The sequence below is a fragment of the Virgibacillus necropolis genome (assembly GCF_002224365.1).
Classification (GTDB): Bacteria; Bacillota; Bacilli; order Bacillales; family Amphibacillaceae; genus Virgibacillus_F; species Virgibacillus_F necropolis.
On record NZ_CP022437.1, the window covers coordinates 413,366 to 431,975 of the forward strand.

Consider the following 18,610-nt stretch of genomic DNA (forward strand, 5'->3'; position numbering starts at 1 on the left):
CCTTTTAGTAGAACAAAAATATTCTAAATTGTTGAATTCATACTCCGCGCGTGCAACACTACAAAAAATATATCAAAAAACACCATCGACAGCCTTTTACGAGAAATTCATCGTTCATTATTTCCCTCTTGTTTCATAAGCTATAAAAAGTACACTTGGAGGGATTACATTGACAGAAATGAAGGCACTCCAAAACGCGATTGATGAAATTACGGATATTGCGTCTGGATTTGGACTTGATTTTTTTCCGATGCGTTATGAAATTTGTCCTGCAGATATTATTTATACATTTGGAGCATATGGCATGCCTACGCGGTTTACCCATTGGAGCTTTGGTAAACAGTTTCATAAAATGAAGCTACAATATGACCTTGGATTAAGTCAAATATATGAGCTGGTCATTAATTCCGATCCTTGCTATGCATTTTTACTTAATACCAATAGTTTGATTCAAAATAAACTCATTGTTGCGCATGTACTTGCCCATTGTGATTTTTTCAAAAATAATGTTCGCTTCTCCAATACTAGAAGAGATATGGTGGAGAGTATGACAGCAACTGCAGAGCGTATTGCTGACTATGAGATGTTGTATGGGAAGGATGAGGTAGAAAAGTTCTTAGACGCTATTCTATCGATTCAGGAGCACATTGATCCATCAATTGTAAGACCAAAGTTAAATGTGAATGACGTTGAGGCGGATGATAAGAAAGAACAGGCGCAACCAGTAACTCCTTATGATGATTTATGGAGTTTGGATAAAAATCCATCATCTGACAATAAGCCATCAACAGATAAACAAAAGAAAAAATTTCCCCCGAAGCCAGAAAAAGATATTTTACTTTTCATTGAGGAAAATAGTCGCGAATTAGCAGATTGGCAACGTGACATTTTAACGATGATGCGCGAAGAAATGCAATATTTCTGGCCACAGCTTGAGACGAAAATCATGAATGAAGGCTGGGCATCTTATTGGCATCAACGGATCCTAAGGGAATTGGATCTAACGTCTGACGAAGCGGTTGAATTTGCGTCGTTGAACGCAAGTGTTGTGCAGCCTTCCAAACAACAAATTAATCCTTATTACCTTGGCTTAAAAATTTATGAGGACATTGAAGAACGATACAACAATCCTACGAAAGAGATGCAGGAATTAGGCGTTGAACTCAATTCAGGTAGGGAAAAGATGTTTGAAGTTCGGGAAATCGAATCTGATATTTCATTCATCAGAAATTATTTAACCAAGGATTTAGTTAAGCAAGAAGATATGTATTTATTCGAGAAACAAGGTCGTGATTATAAAATTACGGATAAGGATTATGAGCAAGTAAGAGATCAGCTGATACACATGCGGGTGAATGGAGGCTTCCCGTTTCTAAGCGTGGAAGATGGAGACTACATGCGAAACGGAGAGCTGTATTTGGTGCATAGCTATGAGGGCACCGAGTTGAATCTTCCGTACTTGGAAAATGTGCTCCCATATATCTATCAATTGTGGGGTCGAAATGTTCACATGGAAACGTATGTGGAGGATAAGAAGGTCAAATATGCGTATGATGGAAAAAGGGTGCAGCGGCATTATTTGTAGAGGTTATCGTATTTAAATACGAAGGGCAGGGAGATAAAGAATGATATCTCCCTGCTCTTTTGTATTCTCCTTCCTTTATTCAACTCGGCCATAAAATACCTTCTGAATAGTTCACCCTATTAAAAGGCATTATATAAAAAGCTGAAGTTAGAATTTTGCATTACGGGAGGAAGTTATGGCAAAAAATGAATATTAGCTTACTGTTTGATTACTTACTGCTTCCAACAATAGGTGTTTTATATAACCAGGTATCCTACCGTTCGAAGACATTAATGGCGTTATCAAAAGCACTTTTCTTTAGCGTACCGATGACAGTCTTTGAGTGTTTTTTGGAAAGATCATATGGAAAAAGTGGAAATGGCATTATACGTTGATTTCTTTAACTAGTTTTTTGTGGATAGAGAGGGGTTTTATTGCGGTTGTAAGAAAAATTCTAATTCACAAGCTCAATCAAAATAGGAGGTTACATTATGAATGAAGAAAAGAAAATTCATTTAACATCATCAGAAATTGCTTCTCTATGGACTGCTTATATGAATGACAGTATGTCTAAATGTATATTAAGTTTTATGCTAAAGTATATTGATGACCCAGACATAAAGCCTGCTGTGCAGTCAGCATATAATATTTCATCAGATCATTTAGATCAATTACTCACTCTTTTTGAAAAGGAAAAATACGCCGTTCCAAATGGATTTACCGAAGAAGACGTAAACATGAACGCTCCATGGCTTTTCTCTGATACGTTTTGTTTATCGTATATAAATCACATGGCAAAAGTAGGAATGTTAGGATATGGTGGGTTTGTCGCTATGAGCGCCAAAGAAGAAATAAGAAATTATTTTATACAGGGTTTAACAGAAACAGCTACTCTCTTTAATGAATCGAGTGAAATAGCTCTTTCAAAAGGAATAAATGCCAGACATCCTTATATTGAAGTTCCTAAAGAAGCGGATTATGTGGACAGCAAAAAATATATGAGTGGCTTAAATCCATTTAGCAATAAACGACCACTAAACGCCGTTGAGATCTCTCATTTGTATATGAATGTACTGACAAACGAAATGGGAGCGAAATTGTGTCTTAGTTTTGCTCAAACTTCCCCAACTAAAGAAGTACAAGATTTTATGCTACGAGGAAAAGAAATTTCACAAAAGCACACTAAGATCTTTGCTTCTACACTGTTGGAAGATGACATTCAAGCGCCACATACCCCTGATGTAAGTATAAGTTACTCGACAACACAGACGTTCTCAGATAAATTGCTTATGTTTCATATCTCACTTATAAGTGCATCTGGAATAGGAAATTATGCCACTGCTGCGGCTGCCAGTCAACGTACTGATTTAACGGTCAACTATGAACGGTTATCGTTAGAAGTTGCGCGACTTGCAAAAAGTGGAGCGGATATCATGATTAAACATAATTGGCTTGAGCAACCACCAGGAAAAAAGGATCGAGAAAAGTTAGCCAAGAATAAACAAAAAAGCTGAACGTAATTGTTCAGTTTTTTTGTTAGGTAATTCTAGATGCCTTCCATACCACGTTAAATAGAATGATCATAATTTGTCACCGTTTGATTTACCGACTATTCCTGCACCAACTAAATTTATAAGTAGTAAATAAAATGGATAAAAAATAACTGCACCCATAATTATAAGACCAACCCCAGGATTAGGCTCATTTGCTGGATTAGTGATAGGGAATAAAGAAGCAAATAGATAAATAAAAAGAATGAAATACGGAAACCAAAGAATAATGGACCAAAAGATAGCTTTTCGGTTTTCCAACCATTTTCTTCTTACGTTGATGAATAAAGTTGTAGAAAGTATAAATCCAATAATATAAATAGCGACACCAACGTTGGTGACAAAACCCAGCTCCCATCCAGTTATTTCACTAATACGATATACGTTTAACATAAGCTCGCTTGCGATAAAAAATATAAAACCATAAAGAGCACTAATGGCATTTAATTTCAAAAAAAACTTCATTTTAAAACCCCTATGATTGATTTGATTATTCTTTAATAACGATAACATGAGGATACAAACAATTCTGTAAATAATTGTTACAATTTTATTAAAAATTGAAATTTGTATAGACAATTCCCTTTAGCATGGTAAAATTATTACTAAGTATATTTACGGGGAGATAGTCATATGAAGCTATGGATTAGAAAAATATCCGTTATTCTGATTACATTTATGACGCTTGGAGTATATATTCCGCCAACTTATTTAAATACCAATGCTGAGGAAACGAATGAAGCTGTTTCTTCGGAAGCGGATGTTATCATCCCAGTTGCAGAAATTAACGAAGAAGAAATAATAGAAGATGAACCTGATGATTTTATAAGTTTATTAACTAAACAAGCTAAGGAACAAACCATGACCAAATTAGGGCCAAAAATTGTTCAACAAGTGGATGATGAATTCACGAGTGTTATTTTACCCGAAATGGAAAAAGTACTTAATAACATAGTAGAAAAAGCAGAAGAAAGCTCCCCTTATCTCGCAATTACAGAGGAACCAGCACATGGATATGGAGAAAAGATATTTAACATATATGATTACCAAACAAAGAAAGATATTGTTAGATTTGATGTTAGGCGCGAAAAACGGCCACTTGAGGGATATTGGTTCAATTTTCACTATCACGTAAGTTCCGATGATTTTGAAGAACACCATCCGCTTGGGGAAATTTATTGGGACAAAAATATTCCGCCAAAATGGATGTCATAATAAACAAGCAGCCTAGCTTCTACACTGGGCTGCTTGTTTATTTACACTAATAATGCGTGTTCAAAAAATTGCCAAATTAGAAACAAGAAGTTCGAGGCGGCGTAGCCTTGAGGACCGGAATGTAGGCTATTCCTACATGAGACTGGAAAGGCAAGCCAACGAAGAAATTCGCCGTTTATCATTTGGTGACTTTTTAAACAACCTCTAATAGGAAATTTTTAGTGGATATCAGTATAAGTCTATAAGTATCAATTGGCTATTTCGTCAGTTTAGTTAAGATCTAACACATCCATGCCAATTTCAGCAAGTTTGATTTGTCCTTCAACTGTAGGATGGATGTCACCTGGAAGTACATAAGTTGATTGATTCTGACCAAATGCAGAATAGGCATCCGCCAAAAGAACATTGCCATATTGACTATTATACAAAGTTGTTAAATCTTTAAAACGACTGTTTATAGTAGGTAGAATTGCTGAACCGAATGTATATAAAGGATCATCTAATTGAAAAGGATTGTAAACATTGTATACCACGATTGGCGCATCGGTAAGTGAGCGAGTTACCTCGATAATTCCACCAACGTTTGCAAACAGGTTACTTTTCTGTATTTCTTGTTGCAACAATTGCATAAACAGAAGTGAGTTTCCATTACTCGCTGCTTGAGCGGCTCTTAATGCCTGCAAAAGATCGTTATTTCCAATGTTTAAAACAATATAATCAGCATGTCTAACCGCTTGACGATACTTTTGATCTGTTTTCAAAGCAGTCAACATTTGGTGTGTTTGCCAGCCTGGAACACCAAGGTTGCGTACACGTAAATCACTATCATTCCCAATTAAATAAGGATAAGCAGATTTTGCAGGATGATGGTTATGTTGACCCAAGTTGTAGCCGAATGGGATAGAATCGCCTAAAGCAACTAAAGATTGCTTTCCATTATCACTTTTTGCGAAAGCAATATTAGAAAATAACAGACTTATTATTAAAAGCAATGCTAACGATTTGAGGACTTTTTTCAATAAAAACACTCCCTTTTTTAAGACCTTGTCTATAGTATAGGTAATTTAAACAGAATAAGTCTGTCGAATTTCCGGAGTGAAAAAATTCAAGAATATTTTAGTAGTGGAAAATACTTTTAGATGCTATCACATACATGATATGTTAACGTGTGGAGTGAGTAACTAAATAGAAAAGAAATGAGAGATTTAAATGCCTACATACAACAAATTAATCCGTGATAAAATTCCAGCAATCATCAAAATGACGGGAAAGAATGCTAACACTACTATTTTGTCTGACGATGATTATGTAAAGGAACTAAAAAAGAAAACGAAAGAAGAATTACAAGAGTATTTAGAAGCGGATAATGACCAAGATGCTCTAGAGGAACTAGCTGATTTATTAGAGTTGATTCATTCCCTAGCTACTGTGCATGGTAGCGGGATTAAAGAAGTAGAAAAGATTCGTGAACAAAAAGCGGATCAACGTGGTGGGTTTAAAGAAAAAGTGTTTTTGACTGATGTGGAATAGGTTTTCGTAAAAGACTAATAGCTCAAAATAAAAGGAACAAACCGGAAAAGAATGATTCTCCCCGGTTTGTCCCTTTTATAAATTTCCAGTTATAATGAGGTATTCTCCTCTTTGTAATCCTTTGCAGGCCCACGTCTCTTAGCCAACACAATAGACACAATCACAATCAACGCCATCACACCCCAGAAAGTAGCCTTCCACCATATACTATGGGTAAATGATTCTGTGATTAATCCTAATTTCACATCTGGGTGGGCTAGTGTATGCACGGCCAATTTTATACCGACCCATGCAACGATCATGAATGCTGCTTTTTCTAATACAGGGTACTTTTTCATGAACTTGACGACATATGTTGCGGCAACACGAATTAATGCAAGACCGATTATCATACCTATGAATACTACAATGAATTTACCTCCATCCATTCCACCAAACATTGGTAATGGTGTAGATGGAAGAGCGACAGCAATTGCGACAGCTGCTAGTATGGAGTCAATCGCAAATGCAATATCTGTTAGTTCTACTTTTAGGATAGCTTTCCATAAGCTTTGATCTCCATCGATTTCCGAACCTGAACCCTTTTTGTCTTCTTTTTTGTTTTTAACGAGGCTTTTTACACCTAAGTATATTAAGTATGCAGCTCCAATTGCTTGAACTTGCCATATATTAACAACAAAGGATATAGCGAATAATGCAGCAAAACGAAAAACGAATGCTCCTACTATGCCATAAAATAGTGCCTTTTTACGTTTTTTTTCTGGTAAGTTTTTAACGATTACCCCCATTACAAGGGCATTATCTGCAGATAACAATCCTTCTAGGGCAATGATAACAAGCAATGCCCAGCCATATTCAAGCCATAATTCCATCAATAGTCACCTTTCTTTCGGAGATTGATATTTTTTCCCCGTTTTAAATAAGAATAAACGTAAAGCCGAGGTGTTAAAATGATACAATGATAATAGTAAGACTATTATGGTAATTTGGTGCGCTATGATATTTTTAGATTAAGTGGATTTGTAGTTAACTGAGAGGGTGGGCAGAACTAAAGGAAATACTTAAGAAAAGGCTGTTTTCGTGTAGTTGCTCATACATCGAAGTTGATATAGACTACGACGTAAGTGCTGGTTGATTTCCGCTGCGGGCAGTCGCGCACCTTAGGGCGGCTGGTGAGCCTCCTCGTGCTCCGCACTGCGGGGTCTCACCTATGCCTATCCTCCCGCAGGAGTCGACTGCCCTCCGCTCCAATCAACTGCCATAAATTGAAGGCTATTTTATAATAAAAGCAACCAGTGATAAAGTAAATTGAAATTTTTAAGCACAAACCCAGTGAAGGAAATCCACTGAGACTCCTGTGGGAAAGCGAAGACGATGAGACCCCACAGAGAGCGTTCTTTGTGATCGAGGAGGCTCATCGCGAGCCCACGGAAAGCGAAGTGGATTTCCGGAACGATTACCAACCACCAAAACCAGCAATTACGTCGCATTATATATCTTTTGCGTCAACAACAATCTTTTAGAAAACAGCCTAAGAAAAAGACTAACAGGGGGAACACGTATGTCAATCGAAGCTATTTTTACCACAATACCTAGGTTAGTGACGGAACAATACATGTTAAGAGGGTTAACGATAGATGATGCAGCAGAATTATTTACTTTCGTCAGTGACAAGGAAACGATGAAGTTTGTTACGCCGCATCCAGTTCAGACAGAAGCTGAGATGCGAGAGATAATCTATATGCAGCTGGAACGCTATAATGATCGAAGGGAAATTCCATGGGTAATCGTGAATAATAAGAATGGTGAAATTGTTGGCCAATTTCATTTTCATAAATTAAATTTGTGGCATAAGAAGGCCGATATAGGTGCTATCATTCGTAAGGAATATCAAAATAATGGTGTAATGACTGAAATTCTTCGGCAGGTTCTCGCTTTTGGCTTTGAAACTCTTGGGTTAAATCGCATAGTTGGCGATACTTTTGCTGGTAATAATGGATCAAAAAAGATTTTGAATAAGTATGGCTTCACGAAAGAAGGCGTGCTTAGGCAGACGGATTTTGACGGGGAGAAATATCATGATACGGTCGTTTATTCGATAATGAAGTCGGAATATATAAGATGAATGTTTTCCAATGTGGGTCGGTTTGCTAATGTATCAAATCATATAGTAAAATGTAGGTAGTAGTATAGTAGGAATTCATTTTCGGTGATGAAAGGGAAGCCCTTCAATGTCTCATAGAAAACTTAGGCAGAGTATGGAAAACTTACAAAAAGCAATTCGACGATTAGAAGATGCTTTAAATGAGGACGAGATAAATAGTTTATATATTGATGGAACGATACAGCGTTTTGAATTTACATTTGAATTATACTGGAAAACGCTAAAAAGGTTGCTGGAAGAAGAAGGTATCGAACCCAAAACCCCCAGAGATACTTTGAAGCGGGCTTATGCGATTGGTTGGTTAGAAAATGAAGAATCTTGGTTACAAATGCTGCGAGATAGGAATGAAACTTCTTATGTATATGATGAGGAAAAGGCAAAGCGGATATATAAACATATTGCTGGATACTTCCCGGAAATGAAGGCGACGTTTAACGTATTAAAAGAAAAATATAAAGATAGCGAAAATGAAGTACCAAATGATTGAGCAAAGACTTGAGAAACAGTTAATTACTATCGGTTTAAGAGTGGATAAAGTGGAAAAGATTATTCTCTTCGGGTCAAGAGCGGTTGGGGATCATAAGAAAAGATCTGATATTGATTTGGCCTTTGTCGCTCCCGATATGGCAAGAAGGGAATGGATTGATTTAACTTTTACTATCGAGGATGAGCTGGATACGTTGCTTTTATTAGACATTGTTAAACTGGAAGATGAAGATGTTTCCTTGCAATTTAAGAAGGAGATTATCAAGAATGGGAAGGTTCTTTATAGCAAATTAGAAGACTAAAACAAGGGTTAATTACCCTTGTTTTAAATTTCTATGATTGATCCTCATTTGTCCAAACTGTTTCTTCATCGCTAATAGGACATGCTGGAAAATCCTCATTTCTGTTTAACTTTGCTTTTTTCCCTGATTGACATATATATTCTCCATCTTCTGGTACTCCTTGACCAGTTCTATATTCACGATCCTCCTTATCTGCCATTCTTTACACCTCCAATTTTAACTTCAACTTCAATGCTTATCGTTTCCAAATAACAGTTTTTCACTCTTCCATTATATTTTCTTTCATTTAATTCCTGGAATGGGAAATGCTAAGTAATAGCAATTTACAATTTCACTTCAGGAAGGAAGTATACAACATGAAGAAAAGTTTATTTTTAGTACTTACACTAGTGTTAACACTAGGGATTAGCACTCCTGTAGGATTTGCGTCCGTTGATGATGGGAATGTAGGAAAATCCGAGCAAGGTCACAGCATGATTAATGATAAGGACAGGAAGAAGCCTGGTTTTTACAAAGATGAAGCAATGATCAAGATTCAAGCTATAGAACTAGGAATCGAAACAGAGGGTAAAGATCTCCAAGTATTAGCAGAAGAAGTAACTGAAGCGAGAATAAAAAAAGCTGCAGATGAATTAAGTATTGAGACAGAAGGAAAAACGACTCAAGAGCTTGCAAAAGAAGTGCACCATGCAAGGATAATGGAAAAGGCTAAAGAGCTAGGCATTAAGATAGAAGGTAAAGATCCAAAGGTGTTGGCAAAAGAAGTCTATGAGGCAATGTTGAAGCAACAGGCGGATGAATTAGGAATCACAGCAAAAGGGAAAGAATTTAAGGAATTAAGGAAAGAAGTGTTTGTAAGGCTAATCAAGAACCAAGCTGAAGAATTAGGTATTAATACGAAAGGCAAAGATACGTATACCTTAGTGGATGAAATTCATGAAAAGAAAATTTTCCAGTCTGCAGAAAAATTAGGAATTGATACGAAGAATAAAAATAAAAACGAATTATTTGAAGAGATAATTACAAATCATTATGAGAAAGCAAAAGAACTAAAGCTCTTCCCGTTTGAAGACAAAAAAGATAAAATGTATCTTGGTTATCATCATAGTAATAAAAAATAATAAGTAGCCTTGGCAAACGCCAAGGCTACTTATTTTTCTATCACCGTTATTTGCCTTTTTTGCGTATGGCGATTTTTTTCCCTGCTTCGTCAGGGACGGGTTTATTTTTTTGAGCTTCTGCTAGGGCTGATACTTTTGACTCAATTTGGGATGGGAAAGGTGCGGGACGTCCCTCTTTCATATCCATTCCCATGAGCATTTGCTCGCTTGTTGCCAGACGCTTGCCTTCCCTGTTTTCCATAACGAAAAAGACGTGCAGTCGTTTGGCATCCTGATCAAGTAGTTGTACTGTCACTTGAAGCGGCTCATCTTGGTGAGCTTCTGCCAGGTAGCATAAGTGTGTTTCCAAGGTAAAAATGGAATAGTGTTGTTCATCGCGGAAGCTTTCGTCAATGCCAATCTTGTTCATCAGCTGATCCACGGCAATGCTGAATACACGGGCATATTCGGCATCGTTCATGTGTCCGTTATAGTCAACCCATTCTGGCCGTACGTTCACGCTCATCAGTGTATTGTCTTCAGGGAACATGATGGTTATTCCTCCTTTCTCGTTCAATATCAGTTATTTCAAGACAGTAGTAGAATTCGTTAAATTTTTCCGTTCAGGTTTGCTGCTGGCCAATACTTTTCAAGCAGCTGTTGTAGTTCTATCAGAAAATTGTCGCGTCGTTGTTCAAGTTCTGTAATCGAATGGCCTTCCGTCTGCTGTTCGCATCCTTCAATAACACGTTCTGTCAACTCATCAGTCAATTCTGGCGCAACAAGTTTTGTCCATGGTAATTTCAATGCAGGACCGAATTGTTCCAGCATATGTCTCATACCTTGCTCACCGCCGGCCAAGTGTAGCGTTAAGAAAGGTCCCATTAACGCCCATCGCAGGCCAGGTCCGTAGACGATTGAAGCATCAATTTCTTCTGTTGTAGCAATTCCGTCATTTACAAGGTGTAAGGATTCACGCCAGATCGCTTCCATTAGCCTGTCTGCCACGTGACCTTCAATTTCTTTGGAAATGATGAGTGGCTTCATGTTAACTGACGTATAGAAAGCTTCTGCCTTTTTAATATTCTCAGGAGCTGTAAGTTTGCCTCCCACAAGTTCAACAAGCGGTACGAGGTACACTGGGTTAAACGGATGAGCTACAATAACGCGTTCTGGATGCTCGCAATCTGCTTGTAATGTACTTGGCATGATACCAGAGGTGCTGGACGCAATGATAGCCTCTGGTTTTGCAATACGGTCGATATCTGCTAACAGTTTCCGTTTCAATTCTTCCCGTTCTGGAGCATTTTCCTGAATTAAATCGGCATCTGCTACAGCACTTTCAAGATCCAGCTCAAAATGAAGACGGTCGCGTGTTGCGTCTTCAGCTAGGCCGAGCTTTTCCAGTGCTGGCCAGGCATTGTCTATGGCAGCCCACATTTTTTCTTCAGCATTAGGGGCTGGATCAGTAGCTGTAACCTCATAGCCTTGCGCTAAGAAGCGAGCGATCCAGCCGTTGCCAATAACACCTGTGCCTACGACAGTTACTTTTTGAATGGTATTCTTGATGTCATCCATAATTATTCAGCCTTCCCATGTGGATTTCTTAACCCGAGTTGCTCGCGTGCTTCTTGCGGTGTCATTGGCACGGATCCAAGATGTTCAATGATAGATACAGCTTTTTCAACAAGCTGACCATTCGTTGCAAGAACACCCTTCTTCAAATACAGGTTGTCCTCCAAACCGACACGGACATGTCCGCCAAGAAGAATAGATTGTGCTACCATTGGCATTTGCATGCGTCCGATTCCAAATGCAGCCCAATGGGAGTTTTCTGGAATTTTGTCACGCATATAAAGCATTGTTTCAGCGTCTGCATCTGCCCCCCATGGAATACCGAGACAAAACTGGAACATCGGGTCGCCGTCAATGAGACCTTCATTTATCAGCTGTTTAGCAAAGCGAATTTGTCCAGTGTCGAAGCACTCTAGTTCTGGCTTCACACCACTTTGCTGGATAAGTCGAGCTTGTTCGCGCAACCAATCGGTTGGACTAATGTAAACTTGTTCACCAAAGTTAACACTGCCGCAATCTAGTGTACAAATTTCTGGTAAAAATTTACCAACTGGCTCATGACGTTGTTCGGGAGTCTGGATATCCGTACCTGGTCCACCGGTAGCCGGATCTTCATCACTTGGGATCCAGTCGCCACCGCCTCCAGCTGTGATATTAAGAACTACATCTGTGTCTGACTCACGAACTCTTTCCACGACTTCGCGGAACAGTTCTGGATCATGGCTTAGATCACCAGTTTTTGGGTCACGGACGTGAACATGGGCAATCGTTGCGCCAGCTTTTGCTGCCTCAATTGCTGAATCTGCAATCTCCTTAGGTGTGACGGGAACGTGTGGGCTTTTTTTCGTAGTCGCTCCAGCTCCTGTAACAGCACATGATATAATGATTTTTTTTTGCATGATAATTCCTCCTAGCGTTTTTTCTGTTTAAAATAGGATGTGCTTATGGATGAATAATTATTTATCTGTTTTACTTTCACGTATGGGTACGTGTTCAAATATCTCTCCACTTTCGAAAAACTCAGTTAGCCTGTCAATCCAGTCATAGTAATCCAACCATATTCGCGTTTCTTTCAGCAATTCATTGAGCTTTTCTTCTGTTTGTTCATTTAATGGTTCACTTTTTTCAATATCGGCAAGTTCTCGCTGAAGCTTTTGCTCGAATACTTTGCTTTTATTAATAGCTTTGCGCCAGTTAGATGTAAATAATGATATAAACGTTTGGTAGTAATCACGCTCAACGTTGTACAGGTCTTTACGCACCCCTTTTTCAAATACCTTCTCTGCGATATTGAGGTCTAGCATTTCCCGTACAACCTGGCTCATCCGGGTTTTACTCATCCCGATACTCTCTGACAATTCATCAAGCGTCATCGGTTCTCTATTCATATAAATGGTTCCAAGAACACGCCCTACGGTTATCGATATTCCAAATGTATGCATATTGTCGGCGATTTTATCTACAAATTGTTCTTCAACTTTTATCATTTTGTTGAGCATTTGTTCCTCTTCCATATGCTTCATCCTTTCGACTAGCCTACTTTATATAAAGACAATGTAACACATCTAACTAAAAAATGGAAAACGAGGATAGTAGAGTATTTTATCGTTATCTGTGGCAATTCTAAGTAAAACCCCTTTTGAACTTTATACAATATATATTTTACAAACTTTATGGATTATATGTACAGTAAATAAACTTTTTACTTTATGTTTTTTCCTTTATACTTAATATTGTTAAATTCAGTGTTACTGGAAAAGATAGACGATATGAAAATAATTTGGAGGTGTCTTTCACTTGCTGAAATTCAATCACGTGTCAAAAGTGTACGATGGAGGAAAGAAAGCGGTTGACGGTATGAACCTAGAGGTTGATAAAGGGGAGTTTATTGTTTTTATTGGACCGAGCGGATGTGGAAAAACAACAACCATGAAAATGATTAATCGACTAATCGAGCCTTCGGAGGGAAGTATTCATATTGAAGGAGAAAATATTCTGGAAAAAGATTTGGTGCAGCTTAGACGAGAAATCGGATATGTCATTCAACAAATTGGGCTTTTTCCACATATGACGATCGAGGAAAACATTTCACTTGTTCCGAAGCTATTGAAATGGCCTGAAGATAAACGCCGAAGCCGTGCAGAAGAGTTACTGCAACTGGTAGATATGGAGAAGAGTTATCTAGAACGTTATCCGAATGAGCTTAGTGGCGGACAACAACAACGTATTGGTGTATTGCGTGCACTTGCAGCAGATCCACCCCTCATCTTAATGGACGAGCCATTTGGTGCTCTTGATCCAATAACAAGAGATGCATTACAGGAAGAGTTTAAGAAATTGCAACAATCATTAGGGAAGACCATTGTATTTGTAACACACGATATGGATGAAGCCCTAAAGCTTGCAGACCGAATTGTTATTATGCGTGAAGGTAAGTTAGTGCAGGTTGGCACACCGGATGAAATATTACGAAATCCAGCTGATGATTTTGTGGAAGAGTTTATCGGCAAGGAGCGGTTAGTACAGGCAAGACCAAGCATTCAAACCGTTGAACAGATTATGAGTGCTGATCCTGCAACGGTTTCAGAGGATAAATCTCTATCTGATGCGATTCAAATCATGAAGCAGCGTAGAGTAGATTCACTGCTTGTTGTTGACGAGCGGAATGTGTTAAAGGGTTATATTGATATTGAAATTATTGATCAGAATCGTAAAAAGGCGACGCGGGTTGGGGATGTAATGTCTTCGGAAGTCTATACAGTTAAAGAAGGAACCCTGCTTCGTGATACAGTTCATAAAATATTGAGAAGGGGCATGAAGTATGTGCCAGTTGTTGATGAGGAAAATCGCCTCTTAGGTCTTGTGACTAGAGCAAACCTTGCAGATGTCGTGTATGACTCCATTTGGGGCGAAGAAGACAATCTTAGTACAGTAAATGTATAGGAAGGAGGAAAGGATATGGATCAATTATTACAGTTTTTGGCCGATAACAGCGGTCAATTATTAATCAAAACATGGGAACACTTTTATATTTCGTTGATTTCTGTTCTCCTAGGCGTCATTGTTGCAATTCCGCTTGGGGTGGCACTTACACGTATCCCCAAGGTTGCAGGCTTTGTAATCGGGACAGTCGGAGTCATTCAAACCTTTCCAAGTCTTGCGATCCTCGCCTTTTTTATCCCTATTCTCGGAGTTGGTAAAGTTCCTGCGATTGCCGCATTGTTTTTCTATTCCATGTTACCAATGTTAAGAAACACGTATATAGGTGTTAATAATGTGAATAAAAGTTTGTTAGAGGCCGGAAAAGGCATGGGTATGAGCGGCATGCAACGAATCCGGGATGTTGAATTGCCACTTGCAGTACCAGTTATTATGGCTGGAGTTCGAGTATCAACGGTTTATTTAATTGGTTGGGCGACACTTGCTTCATTTATCGGAGCTGGTGGATTAGGTGACTATATTTTTAACGGAATGAACCTATATCGTCCAGATTTAATTCTAGTAGGGGCTGTTCCTGTTACCTTGTTGGCATTAATCACAGACTTGCTTTTAGGACGTCTTGAGAAGCGAGCAACGCCAAAAGGTCTTAGAGATTCAGAGGAAGCCATTTAGAAAGGGGGATGACGACAAGGTGAATAAAATGACGAAAAAATCGATTATCGCTTTGGCACTAAGTTTATCGTTACTTGGCGGCTGCTCATTGCCAGGGTTGAGTGGACCTGCAGAAAAAACTGTTACAGTTGGTACGTTAGGTACAGCAGAATCAGCAATTATGGGAAACATCGTCAGCCAAATGATTGATCATTATACGGATCTTCAAACAGAGATGATCTCGAACATGGGGTCCTCCACTGTACAACATAAAGCAATGACAGCAGGTGAAGTTGATATCACTGCCACAAGATACACTGGAACGGATCTAGTTGGTGCATTGGGAATGGATGTGGTCAAGGATCCTGATAAGGCTCTTAAAATTGTGAAGAGAGAATTTCAACAACAATTCAATCAGACATGGTTTGATTCCTATGGTTTTGCTAACTCCTATGCTTTTACCGTGACTAGTCAATTGGCTGAAAAGGAAAATTTGAAAACTGTTTCAGACCTAGAGGCACTCGCTTCTGAATTAAGGTTAGGAGTAGACAGTGCTTGGATTCGACGCCCTGGTGTTGGTTATGATTCATTTATTGAAACGTACGGGTTTGAGTTTGGCCGTATTTTTCCGATGAACATTGGCTTGGTGTATAAGGCGGTTGAAAGCGGAGAGATGGACGTTGTACTGGCGTATACCACTGACGGACGCATGGAGGCGTTTGACCTTGTAACATTGGAGGACAATAAGAATTTATTTCCGCCATATGATAGTTCTCCGGTTGCTCGTAATGAAGTGCTTAAGAAGCATCCCGAGCTAAACGACATTCTTCAGAAATTGGCTGGAACCATAAGCACAGAACAAATGCGAGAAATGAACTATCAAGCAAACGTTAAGATGAAAGAGCCAAGGGTTGTTGCTAAAGAATTTTTAGAGAAAAACAATTACTTCGAATAAAAATCAATGGGAGGTGTTATTTTTGGAAACACTTACGGATTTAGGATTGTACTATTCGCAAAATATGGGGTACGTATGGGATCAATTTTTACGTCATTTTCTGATGTCTGCATATGGTGTACTATTTGCAGCAATTGTTGCCATTCCTGTTGGTATCATTATTGCACGTCATGCTAGATTAAGCGCTTGGGTGATTTCACTTACGAACATTATTCAAACGATTCCTGCCCTGGCCATGTTGGCAGTCCTTATGCTAGCTATGGGTCTCGGGGCAAATACAGTTGTCTTTGCTTTGTTTCTATATTCTCTTTTACCCATTCTTAAAAATACGTATACAGGCATTCAGGGTGTTGATAACGCGCTACTTGAATCGGGCCGTGGTATGGGAATGACAAAATTTCAATTGTTGAGGATGGTAGAGTTACCGTTAGCCTTGTCTGTTATTATGGCAGGCCTAAGAACTGCTTTAGTTATTGCGATTGGTATTGCCACGATTGGAACATTTATCGGAGCAGGCGGTTTGGGTGATATTATTATCCGTGGTACAAATGCTACGAATGGTACGGCTATAATTCTGGCTGGAGCAATCCCAACAGCATTGATGGCAGTAATTGCCGATTTTGTAATGGGATGGTTTGAGCGTTTGCTTTCGCCAGTAAAGGTGAAAAGTACGGATAAAACGGAAGCAACCGTTTAGATGGGGACAGTCCCCCATTGCTTTAACGCGTTAACGTGGTGGGGGACTGTCCCCCAAAAAGGAGCGTTCTAAATTGAAAATGTTAGTAGAGAAAAATATTGCTTGCACAATGCGGGACGGCACTGTGCTTTATGCCGATATATACCGCCCTCATGAGGATGGGGAATTTCCCGTATTACTGACTCGTCTTCCTTACAATAAAGATCTGCCCTTTTATTCTCACCGTTATCTTGATACGAACCGGCTCGTCGAAAGTGGTTATGTTGTGATTATTCAAGATGTAAGAGGACGTTTTCATTCTGAAGGGGAGTTTGAGCCATTTCTAAACGAAGCTGAAGATGGTTACGATACAGTTGAATGGGCAGCTAGATTGTCATACTCTTCAGGAAAAGTTGGGATGTTCGGCCTTTCTTATTACGGCTTCACCCAACTGTTGGCGGCAACTGAACGTCCACCGAGTTTACAAGCAATTTTTCCAGCACAGACGTTAAGTGATCTACGAGACGGTAATTTTTACTATCACGGTGCTTACGGTTTGGGAGGATCTGAAACCTGGGTGCTTGAATCAATTGCACCAGATCTTATAAAAAGAAAGTACAAAGATCCAGATTCATATGAACAAGCAATGAAAAAGTTGGCAAAAAGTATTGACCATATTGAAGAATGGTACCGTCATGCACCGATTAAAGATTGGCCACCTATTAAGGAGCTTGGTGTAGCATCGTATTTCTTTGAGCAATTAGAACGTGGATTGGAAGATGAAAATTGGCAGCGATCAAGTATTACAAACAAGTATGATCAGATAAATGTACCAGCATTTCATCTGGGAGGCTGGTATGATAGTTTGCTTGGGTCCACGATTGACAATTATATGGGAATGAAAGCGAACGCGGATGGATCTGGGGCTAGGGAACATCAGAAATTTATTATTGGTCCCTGGGCTCACGGGAATTTCGGTTCAGTGATTGGAGAACGTAAATTTGGTTCACACGCAGCAGAAGATTGGATCGACCATAAAGAAGATCTCACAAATCTTCATCTGCGTTGGTTTGATTATTGGTTGAAAGGTAAAGATACGCATATTGGTGAAGAAGCACCAGTTAAAATCTTTATAATGGGGATAAATCAGTGGCGCGATGAACAAGATTGGCCACTTGCACGTACAAACTATGTACCCTATTATTTGCATAGTGAAGGCGGGGCCAATACAGGCGGTGGTGACGGAAAGCTGTCTATGGTAAAACCAGATAAGGAACCAACAGACCATTTTGTTTATGACCCTGAAAATCCAGTACCTACTTGCGGAGGAGGTACATTACACGACAGTGTTAATGTAACTGGACCACGAGATCAAAGAAAAATTGAGGAAAGAGAAGATGTTTTAGTTTACACGTCTGAACCGTTGAAACAGCCAGTTGAAGTTACGGGACCTGTAAAAGTCAAGCTCTGGGCGGCAACAGATGCGAAAGATACTGATTTCACCGCAAAATTAATCGATGTTTTGCCAAATGGAACAGCCTATAATTTAACAGATGGCATTGTTCGTGCAAGGTATCGGAATGGTTACAAACCTGAAGCAGATTTGAACGGGGAAGTCGTTCAGTATGAAATTGACTTGTGGGCAACGAGCAACGTATTTCTTGCAGGTCATCAGATTAGGATTGAAATATCATCCAGTAATTTTCCGCGCTTCGATGCTAATCTGAATACAGGTAAAACCATGTTGAATAGTGCTGAATCGAAGACTGCTAATCAAACAATCTACCATAGTGAAAAGTATCCATCACATGTCATTCTTCCAGTTGTATAATGTGGAAGAACAACATAGCGAGATTTATTTTTAATAATAATGACAAAAGGTCATCCTGTGTTCAACTAATC

General features: G+C 39.0%; 22 protein-coding genes. 14 read left to right on the forward strand and 8 right to left on the reverse strand.

Translation table 11 applies throughout. The annotated features are described in order from the left end of the window. Positions 1–178: 178 nt before the first annotated feature. From CFK40_RS02130 to CFK40_RS02140, 3 genes are all read left to right on the forward strand, one after another. The gene (locus tag CFK40_RS02130) at positions 179–1,585 is read left to right on the forward strand and encodes a SpoVR family protein (RefSeq protein ID WP_193433363.1); all 1,407 of its coding nucleotides are present in this window, start codon (positions 179–181) and stop codon (positions 1,583–1,585) included. Positions 1,586–1,770: 185 nt separating this feature from the next. Then, positions 1,771–1,959, forward strand: coding sequence for a CBO0543 family protein (locus CFK40_RS21735; RefSeq protein ID WP_089530453.1), 189 nt, complete (start codon positions 1,771–1,773; stop codon positions 1,957–1,959). Between the two features lie 96 nt (positions 1,960–2,055). After that, complete coding sequence (locus tag CFK40_RS02140) at positions 2,056–3,078, forward strand: DUF3231 family protein (protein ID WP_089530454.1); 1,023 nt, start codon at positions 2,056–2,058, stop codon at positions 3,076–3,078. 66 nt (positions 3,079–3,144) lie between these two features. On the opposite strand, the gene CFK40_RS02145 is transcribed toward CFK40_RS02140, so the two are convergent. After that, a complete protein-coding gene (locus CFK40_RS02145) occupies positions 3,145–3,579 on the reverse strand; it encodes a hypothetical protein (protein WP_089530455.1) in 435 nt (144 codons plus the stop codon). Between the two features lie 168 nt (positions 3,580–3,747). On the opposite strand from CFK40_RS02145, the gene CFK40_RS02150 reads away from it, so the two are divergent. Next, the gene (locus CFK40_RS02150; protein ID WP_089530456.1) at positions 3,748–4,329 is read left to right on the forward strand and encodes a YpjP family protein; all 582 of its coding nucleotides are present in this window, start codon (positions 3,748–3,750) and stop codon (positions 4,327–4,329) included. 269 nt (positions 4,330–4,598) lie between these two features. Here the strand turns inward: CFK40_RS02150 and CFK40_RS02155 are convergent, their stop codons facing one another. After that, positions 4,599–5,348, reverse strand: a complete 750-nt coding sequence (locus CFK40_RS02155; RefSeq protein ID WP_089530457.1) for an SGNH/GDSL hydrolase family protein — start codon at positions 5,346–5,348, stop codon at positions 4,599–4,601. A 190-nt stretch (positions 5,349–5,538) separates the two neighbouring features. On the opposite strand from CFK40_RS02155, the gene CFK40_RS02160 reads away from it, so the two are divergent. Further along, positions 5,539–5,859, forward strand: a complete 321-nt coding sequence (locus CFK40_RS02160) for a nucleoside triphosphate pyrophosphohydrolase (RefSeq protein WP_089530458.1) — start codon at positions 5,539–5,541, stop codon at positions 5,857–5,859. Positions 5,860–5,948: 89 nt separating this feature from the next. Here the strand turns inward: CFK40_RS02160 and CFK40_RS02165 are convergent, their stop codons facing one another. Next, complete coding sequence (locus CFK40_RS02165) at positions 5,949–6,731, reverse strand: TerC family protein (RefSeq protein WP_089530459.1); 783 nt, start codon at positions 6,729–6,731, stop codon at positions 5,949–5,951. Positions 6,732–7,420: 689 nt separating this feature from the next. Between CFK40_RS02165 and CFK40_RS02170 the strand changes: the two genes are divergently transcribed. The 3 genes from CFK40_RS02170 (at position 7,421) to CFK40_RS02180 (ending at position 8,811) form a co-directional block, all read left to right on the forward strand. After that, positions 7,421–7,984: a GNAT family N-acetyltransferase gene (locus tag CFK40_RS02170; protein WP_089530460.1), complete on the forward strand. Its 564-nt coding sequence runs from the start codon at positions 7,421–7,423 to the stop codon at positions 7,982–7,984. Between the two features lie 106 nt (positions 7,985–8,090). Further along, positions 8,091–8,510 (forward strand): nucleotidyltransferase substrate binding protein, encoded by a 420-nt coding sequence (locus CFK40_RS02175; protein WP_089530461.1) that lies wholly within the window; start codon positions 8,091–8,093, stop codon positions 8,508–8,510. Next, complete coding sequence (locus tag CFK40_RS02180; RefSeq protein ID WP_089530462.1) at positions 8,503–8,811, forward strand: nucleotidyltransferase domain-containing protein; 309 nt, start codon at positions 8,503–8,505, stop codon at positions 8,809–8,811. Before CFK40_RS02175 ends, CFK40_RS02180 begins: the two co-directional genes overlap by 8 nt. 31 nt (positions 8,812–8,842) lie before the next feature. Here the strand turns inward: CFK40_RS02180 and CFK40_RS21065 are convergent, their stop codons facing one another. Further along, a complete protein-coding gene (locus CFK40_RS21065; protein WP_168927215.1) occupies positions 8,843–9,010 on the reverse strand; it encodes a hypothetical protein in 168 nt (55 codons plus the stop codon). Between the two features lie 157 nt (positions 9,011–9,167). Between CFK40_RS21065 and CFK40_RS02185 the strand changes: the two genes are divergently transcribed. Then, entirely contained in the window at positions 9,168–9,932 is a 765-nt protein-coding gene (locus tag CFK40_RS02185; protein ID WP_089530463.1) for a hypothetical protein, read from the forward strand. A 46-nt stretch (positions 9,933–9,978) separates the two neighbouring features. Here CFK40_RS02185 and CFK40_RS02190 read toward each other — a convergent pair whose 3' ends face one another. From CFK40_RS02190 to CFK40_RS02205, 4 genes are read right to left on the reverse strand one after another with little or no spacing between them, the layout of a single operon-like run. Beyond that, positions 9,979–10,461, reverse strand: coding sequence for a thioesterase family protein (locus CFK40_RS02190; protein WP_089530464.1), 483 nt, complete (start codon positions 10,459–10,461; stop codon positions 9,979–9,981). 59 nt (positions 10,462–10,520) lie between these two features. Beyond that, complete coding sequence (locus CFK40_RS02195) at positions 10,521–11,489, reverse strand: L-carnitine dehydrogenase (RefSeq protein ID WP_089530465.1); 969 nt, start codon at positions 11,487–11,489, stop codon at positions 10,521–10,523. A 2-nt stretch (positions 11,490–11,491) separates the two neighbouring features. Further along, a complete protein-coding gene (locus tag CFK40_RS02200; protein WP_089530466.1) occupies positions 11,492–12,385 on the reverse strand; it encodes a beta-keto acid cleavage family enzyme in 894 nt (297 codons plus the stop codon). Positions 12,386–12,442: 57 nt separating this feature from the next. Next, complete coding sequence (locus CFK40_RS02205; RefSeq protein WP_319418021.1) at positions 12,443–13,000, reverse strand: GbsR/MarR family transcriptional regulator; 558 nt, start codon at positions 12,998–13,000, stop codon at positions 12,443–12,445. A gap of 283 nt (positions 13,001–13,283) precedes the next feature. Here CFK40_RS02205 and CFK40_RS02210 point away from each other — a divergent pair, with 283 nt between their 5' ends. The 5 genes from CFK40_RS02210 (at position 13,284) to CFK40_RS02230 (ending at position 18,539) form a co-directional block, all read left to right on the forward strand. Next, positions 13,284–14,429 (forward strand): betaine/proline/choline family ABC transporter ATP-binding protein, encoded by a 1,146-nt coding sequence (locus CFK40_RS02210; RefSeq protein WP_089530467.1) that lies wholly within the window; start codon positions 13,284–13,286, stop codon positions 14,427–14,429. Between the two features lie 15 nt (positions 14,430–14,444). After that, positions 14,445–15,098 (forward strand): ABC transporter permease, encoded by a 654-nt coding sequence (locus tag CFK40_RS02215; RefSeq protein ID WP_089530468.1) that lies wholly within the window; start codon positions 14,445–14,447, stop codon positions 15,096–15,098. A 19-nt stretch (positions 15,099–15,117) separates the two neighbouring features. Continuing rightward, positions 15,118–16,032 (forward strand): osmoprotectant ABC transporter substrate-binding protein, encoded by a 915-nt coding sequence (locus CFK40_RS02220; protein ID WP_405196565.1) that lies wholly within the window; start codon positions 15,118–15,120, stop codon positions 16,030–16,032. Positions 16,033–16,054: 22 nt separating this feature from the next. Beyond that, a complete protein-coding gene (locus CFK40_RS02225) occupies positions 16,055–16,729 on the forward strand; it encodes an ABC transporter permease (protein ID WP_089530469.1) in 675 nt (224 codons plus the stop codon). A gap of 79 nt (positions 16,730–16,808) precedes the next feature. Further along, the gene (locus CFK40_RS02230; protein ID WP_089534259.1) at positions 16,809–18,539 is read left to right on the forward strand and encodes a CocE/NonD family hydrolase; all 1,731 of its coding nucleotides are present in this window, start codon (positions 16,809–16,811) and stop codon (positions 18,537–18,539) included. The last annotated feature ends 71 nt before the right edge of the window (positions 18,540–18,610 follow it).

What these genes read in the sequence shown, in the direction of transcription:
- CFK40_RS02140 (WP_089530454.1), top strand. Translation starts at nt 2,056, where the DNA reads ATGAATGAAGAAAAGAAAATTCATTTAACATCATCAGAAATTGCTTCT.
- CFK40_RS02180 (WP_089530462.1), top strand. Translation starts at nt 8,503, where the DNA reads ATGATTGAGCAAAGACTTGAGAAACAGTTAATTACTATCGGTTTAAGA.
- CFK40_RS02150 (WP_089530456.1), top strand. Translation starts at nt 3,748, where the DNA reads ATGAAGCTATGGATTAGAAAAATATCCGTTATTCTGATTACATTTATG.
- CFK40_RS02160 (WP_089530458.1), top strand. Translation starts at nt 5,539, where the DNA reads ATGCCTACATACAACAAATTAATCCGTGATAAAATTCCAGCAATCATC.
- CFK40_RS02230 (WP_089534259.1), top strand. Translation starts at nt 16,809, where the DNA reads ATGTTAGTAGAGAAAAATATTGCTTGCACAATGCGGGACGGCACTGTG.
- CFK40_RS21065 (WP_168927215.1), bottom strand. Translation starts at nt 9,010, where the DNA reads ATGGCAGATAAGGAGGATCGTGAATATAGAACTGGTCAAGGAGTACCA.
- CFK40_RS02185 (WP_089530463.1), top strand. Translation starts at nt 9,168, where the DNA reads ATGAAGAAAAGTTTATTTTTAGTACTTACACTAGTGTTAACACTAGGG.
- CFK40_RS02175 (WP_089530461.1), top strand. Translation starts at nt 8,091, where the DNA reads ATGTCTCATAGAAAACTTAGGCAGAGTATGGAAAACTTACAAAAAGCA.
- CFK40_RS02145 (WP_089530455.1), bottom strand. Translation starts at nt 3,579, where the DNA reads ATGAAGTTTTTTTTGAAATTAAATGCCATTAGTGCTCTTTATGGTTTT.
- CFK40_RS02205 (WP_319418021.1), bottom strand. Translation starts at nt 13,000, where the DNA reads ATGGAAGAGGAACAAATGCTCAACAAAATGATAAAAGTTGAAGAACAA.
- CFK40_RS21735 (WP_089530453.1), top strand. Translation starts at nt 1,771, where the DNA reads ATGAATATTAGCTTACTGTTTGATTACTTACTGCTTCCAACAATAGGT.
- CFK40_RS02200 (WP_089530466.1), bottom strand. Translation starts at nt 12,385, where the DNA reads ATGCAAAAAAAAATCATTATATCATGTGCTGTTACAGGAGCTGGAGCG.
- CFK40_RS02190 (WP_089530464.1), bottom strand. Translation starts at nt 10,461, where the DNA reads ATGTTCCCTGAAGACAATACACTGATGAGCGTGAACGTACGGCCAGAA.
- CFK40_RS02195 (WP_089530465.1), bottom strand. Translation starts at nt 11,489, where the DNA reads ATGGATGACATCAAGAATACCATTCAAAAAGTAACTGTCGTAGGCACA.
- CFK40_RS02130 (WP_193433363.1), top strand. Translation starts at nt 179, where the DNA reads ATGAAGGCACTCCAAAACGCGATTGATGAAATTACGGATATTGCGTCT.
- CFK40_RS02165 (WP_089530459.1), bottom strand. Translation starts at nt 6,731, where the DNA reads ATGGAATTATGGCTTGAATATGGCTGGGCATTGCTTGTTATCATTGCC.
- CFK40_RS02170 (WP_089530460.1), top strand. Translation starts at nt 7,421, where the DNA reads ATGTCAATCGAAGCTATTTTTACCACAATACCTAGGTTAGTGACGGAA.
- CFK40_RS02215 (WP_089530468.1), top strand. Translation starts at nt 14,445, where the DNA reads ATGGATCAATTATTACAGTTTTTGGCCGATAACAGCGGTCAATTATTA.